The sequence below is a fragment of the Candidatus Symbiopectobacterium sp. genome, from assembly GCF_020054415.1.
In the GTDB taxonomy this organism is placed as follows: Bacteria; Pseudomonadota; Gammaproteobacteria; order Enterobacterales; family Enterobacteriaceae; genus Symbiopectobacterium.
Genome location: NZ_JAHWCO010000274.1, coordinates 1 through 1,652 on the forward strand (window position 1 = coordinate 1; position 1,652 = coordinate 1,652).

The following is a 1,652-nucleotide window of genomic DNA, read 5'->3' on the forward strand; positions in this document are numbered from 1 at the left end:
CAATACGCTGTGTATACAGCTTGCTAACAATGTGTTTTACTTTTGGAAGTTCGTCGTTGTAAGCCCTGTAGCCATCCGTGTTTGCATGACTGACGACGGTAACGCTGATGGCCACTTTTGCCATAACCGTGTATTTTCACAGGAGATGTCTGTTCACAAAACGGGCATCTTACATCAACTTTAGCCACTGTATTCCACATCCAAAACCGGACATTTCACGCTGCAATCAACATATTGAATACACGACCTAAAACAGACGATAGCCACGCGCAGCCCGCCAAAACTGTTAATGCTGTTGGGGAATAGCAGACGCACGCCGACAAAGGCGCAACTGAAAATGGTCAGGGTCAGCGCGGCGCCTTCCCAGTGTCGATCGGCATAGAACAGGGTGATAAATGTGGCGATCACGCCAAACCCGACGGATGCCAACGCCAGCACAATGCCGTAAGCCCACACTTTGCCCAGCACTTCGCGAAACGGCAGTTTTTTTACCCGGTGTCACTTTCGCCGCCTCATGCGGCAACGCGAGCAGCACAAACAGCAGGGCAATGGTGATGACAGTATACGACACCAGCTTTAACCCACCGATGTGATTAATCCATACCCCGAGCGGCGCGCCGATCGCCATCGCGCCATAAGTCGCCACGCCATTACCAGGAGATCACCCGTCCGATATGCCGTGACCCCACCACGCCCACGTCCCACAGCGTCTACCCGGTGCCCGCGAAACTTTTCCCCGCGCCCAGAATCAGGCGGCCGATGCACAGCAAGGTCAACGCCACGATGGGTGAACTGTCTTTCTAGGCCGCCAGCGCATAAAACACCCCGCTGACCACGGCACCGCATAGCCCCAGCACCACCACTTTCTTCGGCCCTTTCTCATCCGCGATGTGTCCGGATTGCGTTCGGTTCAACAGCGTGGTGAAGTACTGCAAACTGATTACCAACCCGGCCCAGAAGGCGCTAAACCCCAGATGTTCATGCACATAGCCCGGCAATACCGCAAGCGGCAGCCCAATAGTCAGGTAATTGGCAAAGTTGAACATCACCACGGAAAAAATACGCAAATTAAAGCGCAACGCGCTTGGCGCAGACTCTGAAGCAGGCATGAAAGGTTTTACTCGATTAACGGCGTGGCAGCATCAGCGCAATAGCGCCAACCAAACAGACCTCAAGCGGTCTTTAACGAGTATAAACAAGCGTCAACACGCTTTCATCGTAAATGTGCGCCATATCATCACCTGAGTGATTATTTAGTGCAAAATCTTTTACAGACTCAATTATGGCACAGGTCATCCTGATTTTTTTCTTTGCGCGCGTTTATCCTCCAGCTTGCACATCAGACATGCCAAAGACACAAAGAACGCCTTCCTCTGCCGATTGTTGGTTATAATCAATCCATCGCTGTACGACGTTTGCGGTTAAATTTATTTATATAACCCGTTGGTCGTGTATTCAATATGTTGATTGCAGCGTGAAATGTCCGGTTTTGGATGTGGAATACAGTGGCTAAAGGGCTTTGTTGAATAAATCAGAACTTGTAACGACTGCGCCCCATACGGGTCGATTGTTACGTGATGCGAATACTGTTCGGCATTCCTAATAGCGTGATCCGGTTAAGCGCTTTGACCATGGCCATGGCTTCACCCACC

General features: G+C 51.0%; 1 protein-coding gene and 3 pseudogenes. All 4 read right to left on the bottom strand.

The window, feature by feature from the left end:
- On the bottom strand, positions 1-124 hold a 124-nt coding region (locus QZ506_RS21520; protein ID WP_367272988.1), incomplete at its 3' end, for an IS1 family transposase.
- Positions 84-188, bottom strand: a pseudogene (locus QZ506_RS07900) (IS1 family transposase); the annotation flags it as partial. The pseudogene QZ506_RS07900 and the gene QZ506_RS21520, both read right to left, overlap by 41 nt.
- Before the next feature lie 61 nt (positions 189-249).
- Positions 250-1,109 (bottom strand): annotated as a pseudogene (locus tag QZ506_RS07905) (MFS transporter); the annotation flags it as partial.
- A gap of 461 nt (positions 1,110-1,570) precedes the next feature.
- Positions 1,571-1,652: pseudogene (locus tag QZ506_RS07910) on the bottom strand (lipoprotein); the annotation flags it as partial.